We start from the raw sequence: 17038 nt of genomic DNA, 5'->3' as shown, positions 1-17038 counted from the left end.
AGAGCTCGCAAAAGAGCAGCTTATGGAACCGCAAGTCCCCAAGAGTCCGCTGCCAACGATCATAAAAATCTTATCTTATTACATGCTCTTGCATTTTGTATTTGATTTAACATTGAATATTTTCCTAGGTAAATCCATATTTGCATTGATTTACCAGACATCTAAAGCCTCAAAAAGACTCCTTGGAAACACAGATACTTCCACGCTGAAATTCTTTTTCTGCACGAGCATCGCAATCACGGCCATTTGTTGGATCACACTATTTACAAGCCGATTTCTTCGGCCTGCGGGCGTATTCATTATGCCGTTCAGGTTTGAGATTATACTCGTCATCACATCAATAATATTTCACCTCTTTTCACTTTCGTGCATACACGAGCTTGATACCACGGGTTACATGTCATGGGATCGAGATCCGGAGACGTCCCGTCTAATTATCTATGGATTTGCTGCTCTTCTTTCATGGATGATGGCGGGCGGCTGGCTCGGATTTGTTCGTTTGGCATTTTTCGGCAGTGAGAAAGAGAGGCATGATATGGACGTGATGATGCGTGCATATACGTTCATGAAACTGCCCCACGAGAAGTAAGAACCCCGAGAAATACCCTCTACCTGCCGGCATCGCTCGCGGCCCTGCCGGTTTTGCACCCTTTGCATCACCCGTTTGTCTCGGGTAGTCCTTTCTCCTGTCCCTGCCCCCCCGGCAACGAGAACCGCAACAGAGATGGAATGGAGCGCTGACGGCATCATCCTGGCGACGAGGAAACACGGCGAGAGCAGCCTGATCCTCGAGGCGATGACGCGCGAGCGCGGCCGACATCTGGGCCTCGTGCGCGGCGGGCGCAGCCGGCGCATGCAGGCGGCGCTACAGCCCGGAAACCGCGTCGGCCTCGTCTGGCGGGCGCGTCTCGACGATCACCTCGGCCTCTATGCCATCGAGCCGCTGGAGCTGCGCGCCGCCCAGTTGATGACCAGTTCGACCGGCGTCTACGGCATCCAGGCGCTGGCGGCCCTGCTGCACTTCCTTCCCGAGCGCGATCCGCATCCGCAACTTCACGACGGGCTCGAGGCGATCATCGCCCATCTGCACGAGCCGCTGGTCGCCGGCGCGCTGATGGTGCATTTCGAGCTGCAGGTCCTAGCCGAGCTCGGCTTCGGACTGGACCTAACGGAATGCGCCGCGACGGGACGCATTGATGACCTGATCTACGTGTCGCCGAAATCCGGGCGCGCGGTCTGCCGCGAGGCGGGACAGCCTTACGCCCCTCGCCTGCTGCCCCTGCCGCCATTTCTTGCACCAGAAGCCTCCCCCTCGCGCGTGGACAGTATGCCTTCCGAGCTTGCAGGCCGGCTTCCGGATCGAAAGGCGCTGGAGGACGCCTTCCGCCTCACCGGCTACTTTCTCGACCGGCATGTTCTCGCCCCGCGCCTGCTTCAGATGTCGCCGGCGCGAGATGGGTTCGTGGAGGCGATCCGGCGCCACCTTCAAGAGGCGGAAAGCGGCTGAAAACCGCCATCGGCGGCGCCTCGCGCATTGCTTCGGGCGGCGAATGCCTGTAGCGAATGAGACATGGGAAAAGACCTGATTCCGCCAGGTGGCATCGAGCCTGTCGACCTTCGCTCGGCGCTCGAGGAGCGCTACCTCTCCTACGCGCTGTCGACCATCACCCATCGTGCGCTGCCGGATGTGCGTGACGGGCTGAAGCCGGTCCACCGCCGGCTTCTCTACGCGATGCGGCTGCTCAAGCTCGATCCGAATGCGGGCTTCAAGAAGTGCGCCCGCGTCGTCGGCGACGTGATGGGTAAATACCACCCGCATGGCGACCAGGCGATCTACGACGCGCTGGTCCGCCTGGCTCAGGATTTTGCCGTTCGCTATCCGATGGTCGACGGCCAGGGCAACTTCGGCAATATCGACGGCGATAGCGCGGCGGCCATGCGCTACACCGAAGCGCGCCTCACCGACATCGCCGTGCGCACCCTCGACGGGCTGGACGAGGACGCGGTCGACTTCCGCGAAACCTATGACGGGCTCGACAAGGAACCCATTGTCCTGCCGGGTGGGTTTCCCAACCTGCTGGCCAATGGCGCGGCCGGCATTGCCGTCGGTATGGCGACCTCCATTCCGCCGCACAATATCGGCGAACTATGTGCTGCCGCGCAGCATCTGATCAAGACACCAAGCGCCTCGACCGAGGAACTGCTGCAGTTCGTGCAGGGGCCGGACTTCCCGACCGGCGGCATTCTGGTCAAGAGCGATGCCGCCTACCTGGAGGCCTACGAGACCGGCCGCGGCGGCTTTCGCGTGCGCGCCCGCTGGGAGGTCGAAGATCTCGGCCGTGGCACCTGGCAGGTGGTGGTCATCGAGATCCCCTATCAGGTCCAGAAGTCGCGGCTCATCGAGAAGATCGCGGAGCTGCTGCAGGCCCGTAAGCTGCCACTTCTGGACGACGTGCGCGACGAGTCCGCCGAGGATGTCCGCCTTGTCCTCGTCCCGCGCAGCAAGAACGTCGATGCAGCGCTGCTGATGGAATCGCTGTTCAAGCTGACCGATCTGGAAAGCCGCTTCTCGCTCAACATGAACGTCCTGTCGGGCGGCCGTATCCCCATGGTCATGGGGATCAAGCAGGCCCTGCAGGAATGGCTCGATCACCGCAAGGACGTCTTGGTGCGCCGGTCGCAGCACCGTTTGGCGCAGATCGAGCATCGTCTGGAAGTGCTAGGCGGCTATCTCATCGCCTATCTCAACCTCGACGAGGTGATCCGCATCATCCGAGAGGAGGACGATGCCAAAGCCTCGCTGAGGGCGACATTCGACCTGTCGGACGTCCAGGCGGAAGCCATCCTCAACATGCGCCTGCGCTCTCTGCGCAAGCTCGAGGAAATCGAGATCCGCAAGGAGCACGACAAGCTTACGGCGGAGCGCGACGAGTTGCTGACGCTGCTCGGATCGGAAGCCCGCCAGTGGACCAGGATCGGCAAACAGATCGCCGAAATGGCCAAGGCCTATGGCCCCGAAACGCCGCTCGGCAAGCGCCGCACGACCTTCGGCGACGCCCCCGAACACGACCTGACGGACATTCATCAGGCGATGATCGAGAAGGAGCCGATTACCGTCGTCATCTCGCAGAAGGGCTGGATCCGCGCCCTCAAGGGGCACCAGAGCGACCTGTCGTCCCTGTCCTTCAAGCAGGATGACAGCCTGAAGCTGCACCTCTTGGCGGAGACCACGGACAAGCTTCTCGTTTTCACGACCGGCGGCAAGTTCTTCACCCTCGGCGCCGACAAGCTGCCGGGGGGGCGTGGCCATGGCGAACCGATCCGCCTGATGGTCGACATGGAGGAAGGCCAGGACGTCGTCGACGTGTTCGTCTATCGCGGCGACCGCAAGCTTCTCGTCGTCTCCGACGAGGCGCGGGGCTTCGTGGTCAACGAGGCCGACGTCATCGCCAACACGCGCAAGGGCAAGCAGGTCCTCAACGTCACGATGCCCGTTGAGGCGCGGCTTTGCGTTGCCGCCGAGGGCGACCAGGTGGCGATCATCGGGCGCAACAGGAAGCTGCTCGTCTTCCCGCTGGCGCAGGTCGCGGAAATGTCGCGCGGACGTGGCGTGCGACTGCAGCGTTACCGCGATGGCGGCGTGTCCGACGTGACGGTGTTCAAGGCCGAGGAAGGCCTGTCGTGGGTGGACTCGTCCGGACGCAGTTTCAACCGCAAGATGGAAGAGCTGACGGACTGGCGCGGAGACCGGGCCCAGGCCGGACGCCTGCCGCCCAACGGTTTCCCGCGCACCAACACGTTCGGGCGCCGGACGCTCTGAGGGGCCCAAGGATCAATCAGAATGACCCGCGCCATACCGCTGACCCGTGACGACTTTCGCCTTTTCCGGGCCATTCCCACGCGCTGGATGGACGTCGACATCTATGGTCACGTCAACAATGTCGAGTATCTGAGCTATTTCGACACGGCGGTGAACGGGTGGCTGATCGAGGAAGGCGTGCTCGATCCGCGCCACTCCGAGACGGTGTTTCTCGTCGTCGAGACGCAATGCGCCTACTTCGCCGAGCTCACGTTTCCGGGCACGGTGACCGCCGGCATCCGGGTTAGCCGGCTTGGCGGCTCGTCTGTGTCCTATGAGATCGCCCTGTTTGCGGACGAGAGCGGCAGCGCCAGCGCACAAGGGCGTTTCGTCCACGTCCAGGTGGATCGATCCACAAGGCGGCCGGTTCCGATCGAAGGCGAAAGACGGGATCTTTTGGCCACGATCCTTCGAGGCTAATTCTTCAAACTTGCGAATCTGTTGAGGCAGTTTCTTCAAGTAAATTCAGAAGAACAAAACGAAAACCCGCCTTCAGCCATTCACAGCTTATCCAGCTGTTTTCAACAGGCGTGCCTTCTCGCGATTCCAGTCGCGCTTGCGCTCGGTCTCGCGCTTGTCATGCAGCTTCTTGCCCCTGGCAAGCGCCAGTTCCAGCTTCGCCCGTCCCTTGTCGTTGAAGTAGAGCTTCAGCGGAACGATCGTCTTGCCGTCCTTTTCTACGGCAAGGGCAAGCTTGGCCATCTCCCGCTTGTGCAGCAGGAGTTTGCGCTTGCGGCGCGGCTCGTGGTTGAACCGGTTTGCCTGCAGGTATTCGGGAATGTAGGAGTTGATCAGCCAGAACTCCCCGCCCTCGAAGCTGGCGTAGGATTCGGCGATCATCGACTTGCCGTCGCGCAGCGCCTTCACCTCGGTTCCCTTGAGCTCGATCCCCGCCTCCAGCGTGTCCTCGATCTCGTAGTTGAACCGGGCCTTGCGGTTGTCGGCGATAAGCTTTCGATTACTGTCGGCGGCGCTCTTGCTGGCCATCGTCACTAGCGGCGCCGGGCAGCGCAAAGCACCGCCCGGCAAACCGTCCTTGTCAGTTAAGCAGGCCCGCGTGCGTCATCGCATCGCGGATCGCGGCCTTGGTGGGCTCGGAGACCGGAACCAGCGGCAGGCGCAGCTCGTTCTCCAGCTTGCCGAGCAGCGACAGGGCGTATTTCGCACCCGTCGGGTTCGGCTCGATGAACAGCGCATTGTGCAGCGGCGCCAGCCGGTCCTGGATCGACAGGGCGGTCGCGAAATCGCCCGCCAGCATCGCTTCCTGGAACTGCGAGCATAGCCGCGGCGCGACATTCGCCGTGACCGAGATGCAACCCGATCCGCCATGAGCGTTGAAGCCGAGCGCGGTGATGTCCTCGCCCGACAGCTGTACGAACTCCGGCCCGCACAGCTCGCGCTGGCGGCTGGCACGCGCCATGTTCGCCGTTGCGTCCTTCACGCCCTTGATGTTGCGCGACGTCCTGAACAGCTCCGCCATCGTCTCCGGCTGCATGTCGATCACCGACCGGCCGGGGATATTGTAGATGTAGATGGGGATGCCGACGGCGGCATCGATCGCACGATAGTGGGCGATCAGGCCGGCCTGGTTCGGCTTGTTGTAATAGGGCGTCACGATCAGCAGCGCATTCGCGCCGGCCTTCTCGGCATGGGTCGCGAAATCGATGGCCTCGACGGTGTTGTTCGAGCCTGCGCCCGCCATCACCGGAACGCGGCCGCCGGCGGCCTCGATGCACAGCTCGATGACGCGCTTGTGCTCCGCATGGCTGAGCGTCGGGCTCTCGCCCGTGGTGCCCACCGGAACGAGGCCGTGGCTGCCCTCTTTTATCTGCCAGTCCACAAACTCCTGGAACGCTTTCTCATCGACCGCTCCGTTGCGAAACGGCGTGACGAGTGCGGGGATGGATCCCTTGAACATGCTGGACCTCTTGGAGTGTGGCGTTTGACCGGACTGACCGTCCGGGAGGCGCACAATAGTCGTCACACGGGACCGACGCAACATCGACCCGGCTTTCGCGGTGCATCCGCGGCGGACTTCGCCGGCAAGGCACTTTTCGCCGCATCGTCGCGGTGTCTATGATCTCTCCGAGTTCAGCGAATCCTGGAAAAACGTGGTGGTGGAAATGGATACAGCAGAGGCAGCAGGCGCACAGCCGCACTACCACGAATGGCGTTCGGACGATGGCGTCGCCCTGTCCGCGACCGTATGGGAACCGCAGAACGGCATCGCTCTCGACGTCCTCTGCCTGCCCGGTCTGTCGCGCAACACGCGCGACTTCGCGCCGCTCGCCCGCTATCTCGCCGGCTGCGGACATCGGGTCATCGCCATGGACTATCGCGGCAGGGGGCGTTCGGGACGGCACCCGGACTGGCGGACCTACTCCATCGCACGCGAGGCACAGGACATCGACGCGGGGCTCGAGTCCCTGTCGCTCGGCCGCCTTGCCATCGTGGGGACCTCGCGCGGAGGCCTGCATGGCATGCTGCTGGCCTGGCGCGCACCCGATCGCGTCGCGGGCCTCGTGCTCAATGATATCGGGCCGGCAATCGAGCGCGGCGGGCTGAAGCGCCTCTCCGGCGAAATCGGCAGCAACATGCGCGTCGACACCTGGCAGGAGGCGGCAGAGCGGTTGCATGGCGCACTCGGTAGCCAGTTTCCCGATGTCGCTGCGCAAGGCTGGCTGCGGCTCGCCCGGCAGCTCTACGTGGAGACCGAGGACGGGATCCAACTCGACTACGACGCGCGTCTCGCCAACACGCTGGGTACCATCGACGACGAGACCGCATTGCCGGATCTCTGGCCCGTCTTCGATGCGATCGCCAGCGTGCCGATGCTGGCGATCCGGGGGGCTCACTCGGATATTCTGAGCACCGAGACCTACTCGCAGATGAAACAGCGCAGTCCGGGGCTCGAGCGGCACACGATTGCCAACGAGGGTCACGCCCCGTTGTTGTGGGACGCGGAAACCCAGGGCGTGATCGCCAGGTTCCTGTCGCGTCTGAGGTAACAGACGCAGCGCCTGCCCCTACCTCAGATCCAGCGTCACGCGGGCGGAATTACCATCGGCATCGATGACCGAAATGGTCGAGGCGCCCGGCCCGTCCGGCTGCCAGACGAGCGAGGTCGCGAAGGGACCGCTGGCAACGGGCGCCCCGTTGGCCAGCCAGAGAAACGGGGCCCTACCCCGCCGCAACTTCACGACGAGCGCCGCCTCGCTGCCTTCTCCAAGACCGAGATCGACCGTCGCGCCATCCGGCGGATAGAAGATTTCCGGCCCGCTCTGCGTGTGCATGCCGTCGGGACGCGTCGCCGTGCGGGCATAGCGCAACGGTGCGGGCACGGCGTCTGCCACCGGGTCGAACTCCTTCGGAGGCTGCGGCAGCGGCGTCCTGCGGGCTGCCACCCGCTGGAAAGCGTCGAACAGAAGCGGTGCGGCGGACTTGTAGCCCGTCAGTCCCGGCACCGGCGTGCCGTCTGCGCGGCCGACCCAGACCCCGATGGTATGGCGCCCGTCGAACCCGACGGCCCAGGCATCGCGATAGCCGTAGGAGGTGCCGGTCTTGTAGGCGATTCCGGCACCATTCGCCGTATCCGGCGGCGGCACTTCGGACAGGATGTCGGCGATACGCCAAGCGGCCATTTCCGACAGAAAACGGCGGTCGTCGCTGCGCAAGGCCTCGCCCACTCCCGGTTCATCCGTACCCGCTGCCAGGCTCTCGTGCAGCGAGATGGCCGTGCCTCCGCGCGCGATTCCGGCATAAAGGGCAACGAGCTCGCGAAGCGAGATGCCGAAGCCGCCGAGCGCCACGGCCAAGCCCGGCGCCTCGCCCTGCGGGAAACGGGGCGTCGCCCCGGCCCGCTTCAGCCGCGACACGAAGCGCGACACACCGACCGCATCGAGAAGCGTCACCGCCGGCACATTGAGCGAGGCAGTCAGCGCCTCGCGAACGCGAACAGTTCCTTGAAACGACAGATCGAAATTGGTCGGGCTGTAGCCGGCGACTGTGGTCGGCCGGTCCTCGATCAGGCTGTCGGGATGGGCCACGCCCTGCTCGAAGGCCAATCCGTAGATCAGCGGCTTCAGCGTTGAACCCGGAGAGCGGATCGCACCGCTCATGTCGACATGGCCGCGGCGTGCCTGCGACAGCAGGTCCGCTGAGCCGACACGCGCCAGGATCTGGCCGCTCGCATTGTCGGCAACGATCAAGGCGACGGACACATGGCTGCCGAGCCGGCCGGCCCGCTCCGCCACCATCGCCTCCAGCCGCGCCTGCAAGTCCGCTTCGATGGTCAGCCGCTGGTCGGTTGCCTCATTGCGGGCGAGCGCCTGCCGCGTCGCGTGCGGGGCAAGCATCGGCACCGGTCGCCGGCGCGCAGGGACCGCCTCGCGGCTCGCTGCTGCGACGTCACCGGGGGGCAAAAGACCTGCCTCCATCGCTGTCTGCAGGACCCGGTCGCGGGCACTGCGCGCAGCTTCGGGGAACCGGTCGGGCCGGCGCGCTTCCGGCGATTGCGGCAGAGCCACCAGCAGCGCCGCCTGCGCCGGGGTCAGCCGCGCCGGTTCCTTGCCAAACCACGCGTGGCTTGCCGCCCGCACACCCTCGATGTTGCCGCCGAAGGGTGCGCGCGCGAGGTAGAGCGACAGGATCTCATCCTTGTCGAGATGCCGCTCGAGCGCCAGGGCCAGCACGATCTGGCGCCACTTCGACAAGGGCGAGCGCGTCGGCGCTTCCGTCAGAAGCCGCGCAGTCTGCATGGTCAGGGTCGAGGCACCCGAAACGATCCGCCCGTTGGTCGCCAGTTGCCAGCCGGCCCGCAGGATCGCCAGCGGATCGACACCGTGATGGTCGTGAAAGCGCCTGTCCTCGTAGGCGAGCAGCATCGACAGGTAGAGCGGGTCCACCTCATCGGGCGACACAGGCATTCGCCACCGGTCGTCGCTGGTCTGGAACGCGCGCAACAGGCGCCCGTTGCGATCGCTGACCGAGCGGGACATCTCGACAGCGCCGGGCAGATCCTCCCGGCCGAGCGAGAAGACCTGAGCGCCCAGGGTCGCGCCGATGGCGAGGACGCACAGAACGACGATGCAGCACAGGCCGATCGCCAGCCGCCGCAATCGCCTGCCCTGTCCGGTCCGCGCCACTTGCCGCCCCTTCCGGTTGCGGCGTCAGCGCAGCGGGCCGAGCACCTCGAGCCGCCCCGTGTCGGTGCGGGCCGCGAGGTCGGGCCGGTACATGTCCTCCACGGTTGCCGGCGGATGGGCGAAGCTGCCCGGCAGCGCCGCCCTCGCCAGATAGGCGAAGGTCATGACGTCGATGTTCTGCTGGGACTCGTCCAGCGCGACGACGAAGCGGTCGTCGCGGAACTCGACATGGTCGGTATTGTCGACCGTCGACAGCCAGTCGAGACCGCCGAGATCGCCCGAGCGGACCAGCCTCGGATTGTCGATCACCAGACCGGCCGGCAAGCGGTCGACAACCATGATCCGCCCCTTGCCCGGCCGGTCGCGCGTGACCGTCAGCACGACCGCGACCCGGGTATTGAGCGGCACCGCATCAGGCGAAAGCTCGTTCCCGTCTAGGTCGTAGAGCGTACGGGTGATGCTGTAGCCCGTTCCGCCCGCCGGCTGCGGCTCGACCGGGCGTCCGGTGACGGTGATCACCACATCGGCGGCCTTGTCACCCCGGTTCTCGACCCGCATGGGCTGTCCGGAGACGGTCTCGCCGGTCACGCGCCGGTCCAGCCGCCCGCTCACTGCCGTCCCGTCGACCGCAAAGCTCGCGGCCTCCGCCTTCTGCTCCAGTTCGTGACCGGCCACCAGCAGCCAGGCCATGTCCTGGGTGGACAGAGCAGGCGTTGAATCCTGCCGGTTGGCGACCTCGCGGGTCAGGGCAGCGGTATCGACGGAGGCAGCGCTGGCACGGGTCACATAGGCCAGCACACCGGCGGAGTCGCGCAGGGCCGTTCCATAGTCGGCACGATAGCTCGTGTTTTCCGGCTGACCGGTCCCATCGACCGCGTTCTCGAAGGCGCGCTCCGCCCGACCGCTCTCGCCGTAAAGGGAGAGCGCTGCGGCGATCTGCGACTTGGCAAGAGGCGTCGCGAAATCGCCGAGCTTCACATCCGCATAGTAGCGCAGGTCGCCGATGGAGGCGCGCCCGGCACTCGCCAGAACGTAGAGCGCATAGGCGATCCCCTCTCCGCCATCATCGAAGTCGGAGGCGTAGGCGATGCGGTTTTCCAGGTTCTCCAGAGCCGATTCCAACGCCTGGGTCGGGATGTTGTAATCCCGGTCGCGGGCGCGCAGCAGGAAGTCGGTGACATACGCATCCAGCCAGGTGTCCTGCGTACCGAAGCTGGACCACAGGCCGAACGAGCCGTTCGAACTCTGGTTGCCCAGCACCCGCACGATGGCCTGCTCGATCCGACCGCGGATCTCGCTGTCGGTCTTCAGGCCGCTCGCGACGGCCAACTCGTTGAGATATAGCAGCGGCAGAGCACGGCTCGTCATCTGCTCCGTGCAGCCGTAAGGATAGCGGTCGAGCGCCCCGAGAAGTCCCGGAATGTCGATCCGCGCAGCCCCGCCGGCGGCAACGCTTACACTGGCGCTCGCCGGAACGACCCCGGCCAGCGTGCCGTCGTCGAGCGTCAGGCCGGCACCGGCTGCCAGCGTCACGAAGGACCGGCGCGTCAGCGGCGGCATCGTGTCGCGAACACCGAGCGACAGCACCTTTTCGGCAACCGGGCCGTCCGGCCCTTCCAGCGTCAGGGTCAGGGTAGCGTCGCCCGTGCCGGTCTCCGCCATCAGCGGCATGCGCAGGGTCTGGCGCTCGCCAGCGGCAAGCGAAAGAGTGCGGGAGGCGTCTTCCGCCTGTAGCCAGACCGGTCCTTCGACGGCAGCCTGCAGCACGTAGTCGCCCGCAGCCCCTTCGACGTTGTCGATCTCCACGAGAAGACGCGACTGGTCTTCCGGAGCGAGGAAGCGCGGCAGTGTGGCAGTCACCACCACCGGATCGCGCACCGTCACGTCCTTCTCGGCATGTCCGACGCCGCTCTCGCTCCAGGCAACCGCCGTGAGCCGTACAGTGCCGTTGAAGTCGGGCACCTCGAAGGTCACGGTCGCCTTTCCGTCCGCATCCGTCTCCACGACGCCGGAGAAGAGCGCCATCGGCTCTTCCTGCGGGGGCGGAGCAGCAAAGGAGAGGCCTCCGCCGTCGCCGCCTGAGCGCACCAGCCCGAGATCGCCGACCGTGCGGTCGATGAGCTCGCCGTAATAATCGCGGATCTCGACGCCAAGCCGGCGCTGACCGAAATACCAGCCCGCCGGATCCGGCGTCTGGAAGCGCGTGAGGTTCAGGATGCCGACATCGACCGCTGCGACCGTCACGAAGGCCGGCTTGCCTGCGGGCTGGCCGGAGATCGTCAAACCGACTTCCATGGTCGAGCGCGGGCGCATCGTTTCCGGCGCATCGATTTCCACCGTGTGCCGGCGCTCGCCGGGATCGACGGACAGCCACTGCAGGCCGAGCACGCGCGAGGGCATGCGCTTCGCCTCGATATCCATCGGGCGCAGAAGGGTAGCGGTAACGTAGGCGCCGCTCCCCCAGTCGTCGGTCACGGCAAGATCGATTTCCGTCTCGCCTTCGGAGACCTCGACCACCCGGCTTTCGATCAAGCGGTCGGCCATCACGGAGACCAGCGCGATACCGTCGAAACGCGGCTTCAAACGCAGCTTCGCCGTGTCGCCAGAGCGGTAGGCCTTCTTGTCCAGGCCGACATCGAGCACGTCCGGCGTCTGCGAAGAGGCAGACGAGACATACCATCCGGCGTTGAACGTGATGCTGGTCGCAGCCGGCTCGGCCCCGTTCGCCGCGACTTCGAGGCGATATTCGCCCCACTCCACGGGCACGGACAGTCGTCCAGCCTGATCCGCAGCAAGGCTCAGCTCGCCGGTCGCAACGCGCCGGCTGGTGGTCACCGGTTCGAAGGACCAGCGACCGTCGGCGCGATACCACTGGTAGCGCGTGTCGATGCGCGACAGCGTCCACTGGACATCGGCCGAGATCCGCTCTGCCTGCCGGTCGAGCGCCACGAGCTCGAACTCGGCCGGCGCACCTTCATCGACACCGCCGTCGAATGCCGGCTTGATACCGATCCGCCGACCGTCTGCAAGAACGGGAAGATCAAGACTGCGCTCGACATAGCGCCCGCCAGCCTCGACCACGCGCGTGACCACCTTGGCGGTGTAACCTGCCGTCGTCGGCTGCAGTTGCGGAACAGGCAGAGTGAAGCTGACCTTTCCTTCCTCGTCGGTCACCACACCATCCGGCAGGGGCGTGCGCTCAGGCCAGATCTGCTCGTCGGCGAGGCCAAACGTGTAGCCGGCATAGCCGGGGAACTGGCGGGTGGGCGAAACGACGACCTCGCCCTCGACCCGCTGGGCCGATGCCGGAGCCCCGTAAAGGAAGCTCGCCTGCAGCGAGAGGGTCGGCGGCGCCTCGGGGTCGAAGACCTTGGCTTCCGTCTCCGGCGTGAAGTCGACGCGCTCGGGTTGGTAATCCTCGACCAGGAAGGAAAGACGCGCCAGCGCCTCGCCCTTGGGATCTGCATGGACACGGACAGACCAGCTGCCCTGCTGAGCGCTTGCGGGTATCTCCAGCGCATGGGCACGGCCGCCCGCGCCCGCCTCGGAGACCTGGACCCGGCTGTACTCGACGCCATCAGGCCGCTCGTAGATGAAGGTGAGCGGCAGGTCGGCGACAGCCATGGCCTCGCGGTCGCGCGCCATCGCGCCGACGTGAACCGTCTCCCCCGGTCGGAAGACACCCCGGTCGAGCCAGGCGAAGACATCGACAGGGCCCGGCGCTGCGCGCCCTTCCACACCACGGTCGGAAAGATCGAAAGCTGGTTTGGTCAGGTCCAGGAACGCGTAGTCCGCGTTACCCGGCGTCTCGACACTGACGAGGGCAGGCGCACGCCCGCCGGTTCCGCGCGACAGGCCGGGAGCAAAGCGCGCAAAGCCCTGCGCGTCGCTGGTGGTCTCCCCGAGAATGTCGTTGTTGACCGCAACCAGCCGCACCTTGGCGCCCTCGACGGGGCCGGCATCGGACAGCTTGCGAACGGAGACGACGGTTTCCTGCGAGCCGGTATAGGAGCTGATGCCAAGATCGGACACCAGGAACCACTGTGTCGCCCAGGGACCCCACTCGTTCTGCTTGTCCTCGCGGGCGCGGGCCACCATGGCATAGATGCCGGGCTGCATGGTCAGCCCGAAATCCGCCACCGGAACCGCGGTCGTCACGTCCTGGTTCAACCGAAGTTCCGTCTCGACGGTGCCGGACCAGAGCTTCTCGCCGTACTCGTCGCGCACTTGCTCCGACTGGTAGTTGTTGAGCTGCGACAGGATGCGGCTGTCCCTGAGGGCCGGCGTCAATCCGCGTTCGCCGATACGGTAGATCTCCGTCTCCACGGTCTTGGTGTTCACCGTGACAAGAGGGATCGTCGCGCCATCGCCGGCCGGCAGCACATAAGCCCGACCAAGGAAGCGCACGGTCGGCGCGCGGTCGCGAACATAGACCGTCAGATTGGCCGATTTTTCCAGCTTTTCGCCATCGGCGGACGGGATGCCGGAACGCAGCTGCAGCGCGTAGCGATCGCCGTGACGGATCCCGTCGACGCAGACCTGGGCCCCATCGCCTTCGACCGAGTAGGTCCCCTCGCCCGTCACCTGCACGAAGGGCGAGAAGTCGGCGCCCCGTTGCAGCGTGTCGGAGAAAACCACGCAGATACGCGGGTTCACCGCGTCGGAATCGACCTGGTGATCGAGAATGCGAAAACCGTGGGTGGCGACCATGACGTCATAGCGTTCACGCCGCGCGGGCACCTCGTCGAGCGCCAGTCCGGCACGCAGTGCCTTGATGGCCGGCTTGTAAAGCTGGCGGCGCTCGAGCGAGGACGCCAGCAGGTCGAGGGCACTAACCCGCTCGTCCTCGCTGGCCGCCGTCAGATAGGTGTTGATCGCCGCCAGGGTGCTGTCGGTTTCGACCTGGTTGCGCCGCTGCCAGTCAGAGGGTTTTTGCGCCAGGAGCGAGCCGACCAGCCCCGACCAGAGGTCGTTGCGCTCGACATCCAGGGTGAGCGCGCGGGCAAATTGACGCTCCGCCTCGTCGAAGTTGCGGGATCCGAAGGCAGTGCGCGCCTGCGATTCAAGCTGACCGACGCTCTCGCCGCCCGCCTTGAAGTTACGTGGCAGGCGACGGGCATAGGCGGCGGCATCATCCATCAGCGAGCGCGACAGGAAGGAAAGCTCCTCGCTCCGCGCCTTGCGGCTCGCATCGTCCCGGCGCGCCACCGTCACCACACGGCCGGCCACCGCACCGGCGAAGGACTGCAGCTGCCCGACATCGGACTTCATGAAGCACCAGCGGGCGGAGGTGTTGTAGGTGAAGGCTCGGCACTGGTTGCTGTCGAGGCAAGCGGTCTTGCAGGTGTCGAGATCGACCTCCTTCAATGTGCGGAAATCGGCGCCGAAATAGTCGGCATCATCGACCGTCACGATCCGCCGCTCACCGGCCTCCTGAGCCAGCGCATGCGGAGTGGCCGCGAGAGCGAAGGCGAGTACCCCGGCCAATGCCGGGACAAGAATGCCGCCGAGACCGAATGTTCCGAACCTGCCGTGCATGACGTCCCCCCGAGCTACCAGCTGGCTTTCCGGTCCCTTGCGGACCGTCCCTCCCTGGGGCGCCATTCGCCGGTGCGGTTCTGATTTCACATCGGAGCGGATCGGAGCATGCAATCGTGACAAGTCCAAGACCAAAATGCACCTTCGCTCAACTGAGGCGCCGCGGCTGACGCTCTTCCCTCAAACATGCCGCGACAGGTCACCGGAGATTTCCTAAGAATGGCGCACCCAACCGCTTTCCGGGAGCAGACCCATGGCGTTACTTACCGACTTTCCGATCACGCGCCGCTGGCCGGCGGCCCACCCTGACCGTCTTCAGCTCTACTCGCTGGCAACCCCGAACGGCATCAAGGTATCCGCAGCTCTGGAAGAGCTTGGCCTTCCCTATGAGGCCCACAAGGTTTCGTTCGACACGAACGATCAGATGACGCCGGAATTCCTGTCGCTGAACCCTAACAACAAGATCCCTGCGATCCTCGACCCCAACGGGCCGGACGGCGAGCCTCTGGCCCTGTTCGAGAGCGGCGCAATCCTGCTGTACCTTGCGGAGAAGACCGGCAAGCTGATCCCCGCCGATGCGGCGGGACGCTATCACTGCATCCAGTGGCTGATGTGGCAGATGGGCGGACTGGGGCCGATGTTCGGCCAGCTCGGCCATTTTCACCATTTCGTCGCCGATAAGGTCAAGGATCCTTATCCGCGCGAGCGCTACACGGCGGAGGCGAAGCGCCTTCTTGCCGTGCTGGAGCAACGTCTGGACGGGCGCCCCTACATCCTGGGCGACGACTACTCCATCGCAGATATCGCGGTCTGGCCCTGGATCCGCACGCTCGGCGGCTTCTACGGCGCGGGCGAGATCACCGGCCTCGACACGCTGGCGAATGTCCAGCGCTGGTTTGCCGACTGCTCCGAGCGCCCTGCCTCGCAGCGCGCCGTATCCATTCCGTCCTGACGGAAAGAGACCTTCCCTGTGCCGGCCTCAAGCCGGCATGGGGATCCCGCTCGTAACGCTGGGTACGTCGTAGCCGCTCCGCACTGCCGGCCGTGCCGCCACCTCGAGATACCAGCGCCGAACGTTGGGATAATCGGCGAGGTTGATGCCCTGCCATTCGAAGCGGCTTGCCCAGGGCCAGATCGACATGTCGGCGATGGAATACTCGCCCGCCACGAACTTGTGTTCCGAGAGCTGGCGATCCAGCACGCTGTAAAGGCGCTTGGCCTCGCTGGCATAGCGCTCCTCGGCGTAGGGTGCCTTGCCGGGATTGAAATGCAGGAAATGGTGGGCCTGGCCCAGCATCGGGCCGAAACCACCCATCTGCCACATCAGCCATTCGATGACCCGCAGCCGCTCCGGTCCCTCCGGAGGGAGAAAACGACCGGTCTTTTCGGCGAGATAGAGCAGGATGGCACCTGATTCCATCAGACTCACACCGGCTTCGCGGTCGATGATCGCCGGGATCTTGCTGTTGGGAGAAATGTGCACGAACGCCGGCGCATGTTGTTCGGCATTGGTGATATCGACCGGGAACACCTCATAGGGAAGCCCGCATTCTTCCAGCATGATCGAGACCTTGCGGCCGTTCGGAGTGCTCCAAGTGTACAGGTCGATCATATTCCGCATCTCCGTTCCCGATCCGGCCGGCCCGTCCAAGGCCTTATTGCCGCGCAGCCTGCGCACGGCCAACGCGAAGGTGCCCGACCTGACGATCTCGCGCAAGCGTCATACAGTGAGGCCCCACATCCTTTTATTGTTCACCTCACGCGTACAGTGAATTCAGCTGCATGCGGTTGATGACGCCGCGCCTTCATACGATCTCCTGCCGAGGCCGCAATCGCGGTCGCTGCCCACTACCGCAAACAAAATGCCAGGAGTTCTGTATGATCCGTCTGACCGCCGCCGCACTGGCGCTCGCCCTTGCCGCCGCTCCCGCAATTGCCGAGCCGGTTGCCTACGACTTCGACAAGTCCCACGCCAACCTGACCTTCTCCTACAACCACCTCGGCTATTCGACGACCGACGGCCGCTTCGGCGACTGGGAAGGCGAACTGGTGATCGACCAGGAGACGCCGGCCAACTCGCGTATCTCGATGACCGTCAACACCGACAGCCTCGACACGTTCTGGGGCGAGCGCGACACGCACCTCAAGAGTGCTGACTTCTTCGAGGTCTCCGCTCACCCGACCGCGACCTTCGTCTCCACCAATGTCGAGAAGACCAGCGAGAACACGCTGGCCGTCTCCGGTGACCTGACCATCAAGGGCATCACCAAGCCGGTGGTGTTCGACGTGACGGTCAACACTATCGGCGAGCATCCGATGGCCAAGACCCCGGCCGTCGGCCTGGATGCGACCACCGTCGTCAAGCGTTCGGACTTCGGCATGAACATGTTCGTGCCCTATGTCGGCGACGAGGTTACGATCTCCTTCAGCGCCGAAGCCCTGCAGGCGAAGTAATTTGGAGTTTTCGGGAACGGGCCTCCTCCCAGGCTCGTTCCCG

12 protein-coding genes are annotated in these 17038 nt (G+C 64.9%); 7 read left to right on the top strand and 5 right to left on the bottom strand.

The genetic code is table 11. From position 1 onward, the window contains the following. Nucleotides 1-22: 22 nt before the first annotated feature. From H7H34_RS09635 to H7H34_RS09620, 4 genes are all read left to right on the top strand, one after another. Nucleotides 23-589 (top strand): hypothetical protein, encoded by a 567-nt coding sequence (locus H7H34_RS09635; protein ID WP_185925065.1) that lies wholly within the window; start codon nt 23-25, stop codon nt 587-589. A 135-nt stretch (nt 590-724) separates the two neighbouring features. Continuing rightward, nucleotides 725-1507 (top strand): DNA repair protein RecO, encoded by a 783-nt coding sequence (gene recO / locus H7H34_RS09630; RefSeq protein ID WP_185925064.1) that lies wholly within the window; start codon nt 725-727, stop codon nt 1505-1507. A gap of 63 nt (nt 1508-1570) precedes the next feature. Further along, nucleotides 1571-3820 carry a DNA topoisomerase IV subunit A gene (gene parC, locus H7H34_RS09625; RefSeq protein ID WP_185925063.1) on the top strand — a complete coding sequence of 750 codons (2250 nt, stop codon included), beginning with the start codon at nt 1571-1573 and terminating at the stop codon, nt 3818-3820. Nucleotides 3821-3841: 21 nt separating this feature from the next. Further along, on the top strand, nt 3842-4279 hold the full coding sequence (locus tag H7H34_RS09620) for an acyl-CoA thioesterase (protein ID WP_185925062.1): 438 nt from the start codon (nt 3842-3844) through the stop codon (nt 4277-4279). An 87-nt stretch (nt 4280-4366) separates the two neighbouring features. On the opposite strand, the gene smpB is transcribed toward H7H34_RS09620, so the two are convergent. Continuing rightward, nucleotides 4367-4846, bottom strand: coding sequence for an SsrA-binding protein SmpB (gene smpB / locus H7H34_RS09615; protein WP_120268087.1), 480 nt, complete (start codon nt 4844-4846; stop codon nt 4367-4369). A 52-nt stretch (nt 4847-4898) separates the two neighbouring features. Further along, nucleotides 4899-5777 (bottom strand): 4-hydroxy-tetrahydrodipicolinate synthase, encoded by an 879-nt coding sequence (gene dapA / locus H7H34_RS09610; RefSeq protein ID WP_120268088.1) that lies wholly within the window; start codon nt 5775-5777, stop codon nt 4899-4901. Between the two features lie 205 nt (nt 5778-5982). On the opposite strand from dapA, the gene H7H34_RS09605 reads away from it, so the two are divergent. Then, nucleotides 5983-6867 (top strand): alpha/beta fold hydrolase, encoded by an 885-nt coding sequence (locus H7H34_RS09605; RefSeq protein WP_185925061.1) that lies wholly within the window; start codon nt 5983-5985, stop codon nt 6865-6867. A gap of 18 nt (nt 6868-6885) precedes the next feature. Here the strand turns inward: H7H34_RS09605 and pbpC are convergent, their stop codons facing one another. After that, on the bottom strand, nt 6886-9003 hold the full coding sequence (gene pbpC / locus H7H34_RS09600) for a penicillin-binding protein 1C (RefSeq protein WP_185925060.1): 2118 nt from the start codon (nt 9001-9003) through the stop codon (nt 6886-6888). Between the two features lie 24 nt (nt 9004-9027). Then, complete coding sequence (locus tag H7H34_RS09595; RefSeq protein WP_185925059.1) at nt 9028-14541, bottom strand: alpha-2-macroglobulin family protein; 5514 nt, start codon at nt 14539-14541, stop codon at nt 9028-9030. A 253-nt stretch (nt 14542-14794) separates the two neighbouring features. On the opposite strand from H7H34_RS09595, the gene H7H34_RS09590 reads away from it, so the two are divergent. Continuing rightward, nucleotides 14795-15493, top strand: coding sequence for a glutathione S-transferase C-terminal domain-containing protein (locus H7H34_RS09590; protein WP_185925058.1), 699 nt, complete (start codon nt 14795-14797; stop codon nt 15491-15493). Nucleotides 15494-15520: 27 nt separating this feature from the next. Here H7H34_RS09590 and H7H34_RS09585 read toward each other — a convergent pair whose 3' ends face one another. Continuing rightward, nucleotides 15521-16153 carry a glutathione S-transferase N-terminal domain-containing protein gene (locus H7H34_RS09585; RefSeq protein ID WP_185925057.1) on the bottom strand — a complete coding sequence of 211 codons (633 nt, stop codon included), beginning with the start codon at nt 16151-16153 and terminating at the stop codon, nt 15521-15523. A gap of 266 nt (nt 16154-16419) precedes the next feature. Here H7H34_RS09585 and H7H34_RS09580 point away from each other — a divergent pair, with 266 nt between their 5' ends. Next, nucleotides 16420-16995: a YceI family protein gene (locus H7H34_RS09580; protein ID WP_185925056.1), complete on the top strand. Its 576-nt coding sequence runs from the start codon at nt 16420-16422 to the stop codon at nt 16993-16995. Nucleotides 16996-17038: the final 43 nt, after the last annotated feature.

Origin of the sequence: Stappia sp. 28M-7 (assembly GCF_014252955.1) — a bacterium.
GTDB lineage: Bacteria > Pseudomonadota > Alphaproteobacteria > Rhizobiales > Stappiaceae > Stappia.
Note: the sequence above shows the minus strand (reverse complement) of the source record. Positions and strands in the feature narration are given on the sequence as shown.